The organism is Streptomyces sp. SID5910, assembly GCF_009862125.1.
Lineage (GTDB): Bacteria > Actinomycetota > Actinomycetes > Streptomycetales > Streptomycetaceae > Streptomyces.
Genome location: NZ_WWHX01000377.1, coordinates 1 through 6353, shown reverse-complemented (window position 1 = coordinate 6353; position 6353 = coordinate 1). Strand labels below are relative to the sequence as shown.

Here is a 6353-nt window from a genome sequence, read left to right as displayed (position 1 = left end):
CGCCGGCGACGCCCCAGCCGCCGGCCAGGGGCGCGGTCGTCACCAGGAGCACGGCGCCCAGCGCGGCCCCGCCGGACACGCCGAGGACGCTCGGTTCGGCCAGCGGGTTGCGGGTGACGGCCTGCACCAGCGTGCCGGACAGGGCGAGCGCCGCGCCCGCGCAGAGCGCGGCGAGCACCCGCGGCACCCGGGTGTCCAGGACGAAGGAGACCGTCCGCCCGGCGTTCCCCCCGGCCCAGTTGACGACGTCGCCGAGCAGCAGCTTGCTGTCGCCCACCAGCACGGCGGCGACGACCAGGCCGGCCAGGACGGCGACGAGGACGGCCACCGTGGCGAGGAACACCGCCCGGCTCGGGATGCGCAGCCGGTCCGGCGCACCGGAGCCCGCGGTGTCCCGCAGCCGCAGCGCCATCACGACCAGGAACACGGCGCCGACCAGACTCGTGACGACACCCGTGGGCACGGCCACCGACAGGCCGTCCGGCACCAGCGCCCGCAGCAGCACGTCCGAGCCGAGCACCAGGGCGGCGCCGGTGAGCGCGGCGGCGGGCAGGGCCGTACGGGAGCGCGCGTACCCGCGGAACCGGCGGGCGAGCGGGCGCACCAGGGCGGGCGCGGCCAGGCCGACGAAGCCGATCGGGCCGGCCAGGGTGACCGCCGCGGCGGACAGCAGTGACGCAAGGACCACGACCGTGACGCGGGTGGCCCGCACGGGGACGCCCACCCCGCGGGCCGCGTCGTCGCCGAGGGCGAGCGCGTCCACCCGACGGGCGGTCAGCATCAGTCCGGCCAGGCCGATCAGGGCGACCGGCAGCATCTGGAGGACGCCGTCGAAGCCGTTCTGGGCGATGCCGCCCTGGTTCCACTGGTAGAGGCCCTCGGTCTCCTCGGGGAAGAGCAGGAGCAGCCCCTCGGTGACGGAGTTCAGGCCCAGCATCAGCGCGGTGCCGGCCAGGACGAGGCGGACGGTGCCCGTGCCGAGGCCGGACAGGCCGAGGACGACGGCCGCCGCCGCCAGGCCGCCGGCGAAGGCGACACCGGAGGAGGCGATCATCGGCAGCGAGACGCCGGTGGCGCCGACCAGCCCGAGCGCCAGATACGAACCGGCGTTCACCGCGAGGGTGTCGGGCGAGGCGAGCACATTGCGGCTGACCGCCTGGAGCACGGCACCGGCCATGCCGAGGACGGCGCCGACCAGGAGACCGGCGGCCATCCGGGGCAGCCGGGACGCGATCACCACGGACGCGTCGTCCGGGTCGGCCCGCCCGGTCAGGGCCTTGAACACCTCGGCCGGTCCGACGGAGGCGGTGCCCTGGGTGATGTCGACGACGGCAAGTACGGCGACCAGCAGGAGGATCCCCGCCGTCACCGCGGCCGCGCCCGACCGGGACGTGGGTGCCGTCGACGGACGGGCGGCGGGTTTCGTTGCGGTGACGGCCATGGCCCCGCTACTTCGTCAGCGCGCCGACGAGGGCGTCGATGTACGCCTCCATCGACCCGGGACCACCGAACATCCAGATGCCGTCGTCCAGCCGGTGCACGTCGCCGGCCTTCACGAACGACAGGTTCTTCCACACCGAGTTCTTGGTCAGGGTGCCGGTGAAGGGGGTGGCGGTCGGGTCGTCGTCGTTGCCGATGTAGGCGAACTGGACGCCCTCGGGCAGGGCGGTCAGGCCCTCGACGTCGGTGGAGCCGAGACCGTAGGCCTCGTCGCCCTTCACCTTCCAGGCGTTGTTGAGGCCGAGCGCCTCGTTGACCTCACCGAGCAGCGAGGTCGCGGTGTAGGGGCGGATCGAGATCTGGTTGGAGGCCTCGTACCCGTCGGCGAAGGCGATGTCCTTGCCGGCCAGCTTGGCGTCGGCCAGGGCCTTCTTGCCCTCGGCGACCTTGGCCTCGAAGCCCTCGCGCAGCGTCTTGGCCTTGTCGGTGGTGCCGGTGGCCTTGGCGATGAGGTCGACGTTCTCCAGCATCTGGTCGATCTGGCCGGTGCCGTCGGCGGAGGTCACCTCGATCACCGGGGCGACCTCGCGGAGCTGCTTCACGGCGGCGGGCGGCAGGTCCGTGGTGGCGACGATGAGGTCGGGGGCGAGCGAGGCGATGGTGTCCATGCTCGGCTCGCCGCGAGTGCCGATGTCCTTGGGGTCGTTCTTCAGCGGGACCGCGGAGTCCCAGGTCTTGTAGCCCTTGACGTCGGCGACGCCGACCGGGTCGACACCGAGCGAGACGAGGCTCTCGACGACGTTCCACTCGGTGGCGACGACCTTGGTGGCCGGCCCGTCGAGCTTCACCTCGGTGCCCTTGCCGTCCTTGAGCGTGATGGCCTCGGACGCCTTCTTCTCGGGCTTGTCGGCGGCGGGTTCGGTGGTGCCGCAGGCGGCGAGGGTGAGCGCCGCGGCGGTGGTGGCGGCCGCGGTGAGCAGGAGGCGTCTCATGAGGTGGTGCCGAGCCTTTCGGGTCGTATGTGGTGGCGGCCGATCGGGCGGGTGCGCAGCCGGCCGGTGAGGGGGTCGGTGTCGACGTCGATGCGGATGCCGTAGACGGCGGTCAGCCGTTCCGGCGTCAGGACGTCCTCGGGCAGGCCGTCGGCGACGATCCGGCCCGCTTCGAGGAGCGTGATCCGGTCGGCGACGGCCGCCGCCTGGTCGAGGTCGTGCAGGACGACACCGACGGCGATGCCGTGGCCGTCCGCCAGGTCGCGGATGAGGTCGAGGAGTTCGATCTGGTAGCGCAGGTCGAGGTAGGTCGTCGGCTCGTCGAGGAGCAGTACGCCGGTCTCCTGGGCGAGACAGCTCGCGAGCCAGACGCGCTGCAACTGGCCGCCGGACAGGTGGTCGGCGCCGCGGTCGGCGAGGCCGTCGACCCCGGTGAGCGCGAGCGCCCGGTCGACGGCGGCCGGGCCGTTGGGATCGGGCCGGCCCCAGCGGCCCCGGTACGGATAGCGGCCGAACTCCACCACGTCCCGTACGGTCAGCCCGCCGGGCGTCGGCCTGCCCTGCGTCAGCAGCGCGACGTACCGGGAGAACTCACGGGCCGTCAGCGCCAGGCCGTCGGTGGTGCCGTCGATGCTGAGCGTGGCCCTGCGGGCCCGCTGAAGGCGGGCGATGGTCCGCAGCAGCGTCGACTTCCCGCTGCCGTTCGGGCCCACCAGAACGGTCACTTCACCGGGCCTGAGCCCGACCGCCGCGTCGTGCACGACGTCGACACCGTCGTACGACACGGTCACGCCCGTCGCCGACAGTGCGTGGCCCCGCAGGCGGGTGCCGGCTGCGTCTTCACCAGATCTCACGCGGTGAAGGTTAGCCTAACCTAAGCAGTGCTGGTAGCGCCGGGTGCGGGCCGTCGGGGCGGGGCTCTCAACTCGCCTTCGGCGCACGGGACTTCCACAGGCCCGCGCGGTTCAGGGACGCCGGGCAGTGCAGATAGATCTCGTCGATCTCCAGGAGCAGCGCCAGCTCCGGGCGCCGGCCGTCCCGTGCCATCGCGTCGAAGAACGGCGCGTCGGTGAGGACGCGGGCCCGGCCGTTGATCCGCAGCACCTCCTTGCCGCCGGGGATCAGGTACAGCAGTCCGGCGTGCGGGTTGTCGAGGATGTTGTGGAAGCTGTCGCCCCGCCGGTTCCCCGGCCGGTCCGGCAGGGCGATGGTCCCGGCGTCCAGGACGTGGGTGAAGCCGGGGGCGTCGCCGCGCGGCGAGACGTCGCAGTTGCCGCCGGCGTCGGAGGTGGCCAGCAGGCAGAAGGGGGAGCGGGTGAGCAGGTCCCGGTCGTCGTCCGTGAGCCGGTCGTGGACCTTGTCGATCACGATGGGCCAGGGCTCGCCCAGCAGCTCGCGCAGTTCGGCGCGGGAGCCGATCTCGGTCCAGTCCTGGCCGGTGACGGCGCCGGGGCGCTCTCCGGTCGTGTCGATCGTGTGCGGCAAGGCCGACTCCCGTTGGGTGTGCGCCGGGTGGATGGGTGCACACAGCACATTAACCGATCTTAGGTTCGCCTTACCTTACTGGCCGGCGGCGGGGCGGTGGCGTCCGGTGGCATGCGGTGTCCTGCGGTGTCCTGCGGTGTCAGAACGCGTACCGGACGCGCAGCCAGGACGCGTGCGCGGCGACCAGCGCACGGAGCCGGGCGACCGCGTCGGCCTTGACGCCGCCCCGGTAGCGCACGTTGAGCGCCCCGTTCTCGGAGCGCTTGGCCTGCTGGAGGTCCGGCCGCCACAGCACCTCCTCCGCCCGCGGATGCCAGCCCAGGTTGACCTCGTGCAGCTCCCGGTTGTGCGTCAGCATGATCACCTCGGCGGCTGCCTGCCGCTTCACCCGGTCCGGCAGGACGTCGTCGAGGTGCCTCAGCAGCTCCGCCCAGGCATCCTCCCAGCCGGGGCGCACGACCACGGGGGACAGGTTGAAGTGCACTTCGTACCCGGCGTCCAGGAAGTCGCCCGCCGCGGCGATCCGGTCGGCGACGGGAGAGGTGCGCACGTCCAGCAGCCGTGAGTCGTCCGGCGGCATCAGCGAGAAGCGGATCCGGGTCCGGCCCCGCGGGTCGAGGGTGAGCAGGTCCGGGTTGACGAACTTGGTGGCGAAGGACGCCTTGGCCGTCGGCCACTGCCGGAAGGCGTGCACCAGGTCCGCGGTGTTGTCGCAGATCAGGGCGTCCACCGAGCAGTCGCCGTTCTCGCCGATGTCGTACACCCAGGCCTCGGGGTCGCACTGGTTCGGCTCGGTCTTGGGCCCCAGCCGGGCGATGTGCCGGCCGAGGTGGGCGACGACCCGGTCGATGTTGGTGAAGACGGTGACGGGGTTGGCGTACCCCTTGCGCCGGGGCACGTAGCAGTAGGCGCAGGCCATCGCGCAGCCGTTGGAGGCGCCCGGCGCGATCCAGTCCGCGGAGCGGCCGTTGGGGCGCGTGGCCATCGTCTTCTTCTCGCCGAGGACGAGCGTCTCGCCCTTGACCCGCACCCACCGCTCGACGTTGCCCTCGTTGCCGTGCAGGCCGGGGATGCGCCAGTGGGAGCCGACCTCGATCACGCGGGCCCCGGGGAACCGGGCGAGGATCTGGCGGCCGCGCGGGGACGCCGCGGCGGCGGGCTCGGCGTGGATCTCGCGCACGGGGAGCAGCCGGCGGGCCGCGGCCGAGTCCCGGAACAGCGGACCGCTAGCGGGCGGGGCAGCGGGTTTTTCGGCGGTCCCGGCGGGCGGCAGGGCGTCGAGGCCAAACAGGGTGCCGGAGCCGTCGTCGTCCGGTGCGGTGGACGGGTCGTGCATGAGAGCTCCGGTGCGCGAGTGCCAGGACGGACCGTCCCCTGCCGCGTCGACGTGCCGCGGGCGGTCCCGGTCCTTCCACTGTACGGAAGCGCGCGGCGCCTTCGGCCGTGTCACCCGTCCCGACGGGGGCATACGCGAGACACGGCACCGCCCGGGTGCCCCCGATCCGAAGGGATGTACACCGTGCTCGCCATCATCGCGGCGGTCCTGTTCCTCATCGCCTGGCTGATCAACGCGGCGGAGATCTCGACCAACGACGTCTTCACCTCGACCAACGTCATGCTCATCGGCCTCGCCCTGCTGGCCCTGCACGTCGCCGGGATAGGCAGCGGCTGGGCGGCGCGCGGACGCCGTCGCTGAGCCGCCGCCCCGCGCCCCGGCGTCAGGGGATGCGCGCCACGCCCGCGTAGATGCCGCTCTCCTCCACGGCCGGCGGCTCCTGGTCGGCGCCGTACCACTCGGTGGCGGTGACCAGCCCCGGCGGCACCAGCTCCAGTCCGTCGAAGAACCGGGCCACCTCCGCCCGGGTGCGGAAGCCGAGCCGGATGCCGCCCCTGGCGTACTGGGCGATCACCTGCTCCGCCAGCTCGGGGAAGATGTCGATCGAGGCGTGCGACAGGATCAGATGGCTGCCCGAGGGCAGGGTCTCGACCAGCCCGCGGACGATGCCGTACGGGTCCTGCTCGTCCGGTATGAAGTGCATCAGGGCGATCAGCGACAGCGCGACGGGCCGGTCGAAGTCCAGGATCTCGCGGGCGTGCCGGACGATCTCCGCCGGTTCGCGGACGTCGGCCTGGATGTAGTCCGTGGCGCCCTCGGGGCTGCTGACCAGCAGCGCCTCCGCGTGCCGCAGCACGATCGGGTCGTTGTCGGCGTAGACGACCCGCGCCCGCGGCACCGTCCGCTGCACGATCTGGTGCAGATTGGGCTCGGTCGGGATGCCCGTGCCGATGTCCAGGAACTGGTCCACGCCCTGCGCGGCCAGGTGGGCCACCGCGCGGTTCATGAAGGCGCGGTTCTGCCGCGCCCCGTCCGCCGCCTCGGCCGGCAGCTTCTCGCCCACCGCCTCGTCGACGGGGTAGTTGTCCTTGCCGCCCAGC

7 protein-coding genes are annotated in these 6353 nt (G+C 72.9%); 1 reads left to right on the top strand and 6 read right to left on the bottom strand.

Annotated elements, in window-relative coordinates:
- The 5 genes from GTW67_RS12970 to GTW67_RS12950 form a co-directional block, all read right to left on the bottom strand.
- The coding region (locus GTW67_RS12970; RefSeq protein ID WP_161164965.1) for an iron chelate uptake ABC transporter family permease subunit at window positions 1–1441 on the bottom strand (1441 nt) is incomplete at its 3' end.
- 7 nt (window positions 1442–1448) lie between these two features.
- Window positions 1449–2432, bottom strand: a complete 984-nt coding sequence (locus tag GTW67_RS12965) for an ABC transporter substrate-binding protein (protein ID WP_161164964.1) — start codon at window positions 2430–2432, stop codon at window positions 1449–1451.
- Complete coding sequence (locus GTW67_RS12960; protein WP_161164963.1) at window positions 2429–3286, bottom strand: ATP-binding cassette domain-containing protein; 858 nt, start codon at window positions 3284–3286, stop codon at window positions 2429–2431. The genes GTW67_RS12965 and GTW67_RS12960 overlap by 4 nt, the downstream gene beginning before the upstream one ends.
- A 67-nt stretch (window positions 3287–3353) precedes the next feature.
- A complete protein-coding gene (locus GTW67_RS12955) occupies window positions 3354–3917 on the bottom strand; it encodes an MSMEG_1061 family FMN-dependent PPOX-type flavoprotein (RefSeq protein WP_161164962.1) in 564 nt (187 codons plus the stop codon).
- A 139-nt stretch (window positions 3918–4056) separates the two neighbouring features.
- Window positions 4057–5253, bottom strand: a complete 1197-nt coding sequence (locus tag GTW67_RS12950; RefSeq protein ID WP_161164961.1) for a spore photoproduct lyase family protein — start codon at window positions 5251–5253, stop codon at window positions 4057–4059.
- Window positions 5254–5427: 174 nt separating this feature from the next.
- On the opposite strand from GTW67_RS12950, the gene GTW67_RS12945 reads away from it, so the two are divergent.
- Window positions 5428–5613 (top strand): hypothetical protein, encoded by a 186-nt coding sequence (locus GTW67_RS12945; protein WP_161164960.1) that lies wholly within the window; start codon window positions 5428–5430, stop codon window positions 5611–5613.
- Window positions 5614–5635: 22 nt separating this feature from the next.
- On the opposite strand, the gene GTW67_RS12940 is transcribed toward GTW67_RS12945, so the two are convergent.
- On the bottom strand, window positions 5636–6353 hold a 718-nt coding region (locus GTW67_RS12940), incomplete at its 5' end, for an SAM-dependent methyltransferase (protein WP_161164959.1).

Excerpts from the sequence above, each read along its gene's own strand:
- GTW67_RS12950 (WP_161164961.1), bottom strand. The coding sequence starts at position 5,253 with ATGCACGACCCGTCCACCGCACCGGACGACGACGGCTCCGGCACCCTG.
- GTW67_RS12945 (WP_161164960.1), top strand. The coding sequence starts at position 5,428 with ATGTACACCGTGCTCGCCATCATCGCGGCGGTCCTGTTCCTCATCGCC.
- GTW67_RS12965 (WP_161164964.1), bottom strand. The coding sequence starts at position 2,432 with ATGAGACGCCTCCTGCTCACCGCGGCCGCCACCACCGCCGCGGCGCTC.